1 pseudogene is annotated in these 345 nt (G+C 41.4%); it reads left to right on the forward strand.

Annotated elements, in window-relative coordinates:
* Positions 1 to 345 (forward strand): annotated as a pseudogene (locus tag WFK35_RS23335) (gliding motility-associated C-terminal domain-containing protein); the annotation flags it as partial.

The raw sequence follows: 345 nt of genomic DNA on the forward strand, positions 1-345 counted from the left end.
CTGTTGGAGATTACTGGGTAATTCTTAAAGACAACGGATGCTCTGTAAAACAGTTCGTAAGTGTGAAAAAAGCGGTAGATCCTGTGATTTCAGAAATTGAAATTTCAAACAATACCGCAACGGTAAAAGTAACCGGAGGACAGGCGCCTTACAAATACGCTGTGGATTCTCCGGCAAACTGGCAGGATTCCAATGTATTCACAGGGCTTTCAAGAGGGCAGCATACTTTTTATGTGAAAGATGCCTACAACTGTACCCCGATCTTTGTAGAAGTAACCGTACCGAATTTATTAAATGCCATCACGCCGAACGGTGATAATAAAAATGATTTCATCGATTACAGCG

This window comes from Chryseobacterium sp. VD8, from assembly GCF_037149975.1.
GTDB classification, from domain to species: domain Bacteria; phylum Bacteroidota; class Bacteroidia; order Flavobacteriales; family Weeksellaceae; genus Chryseobacterium; species Chryseobacterium indicum.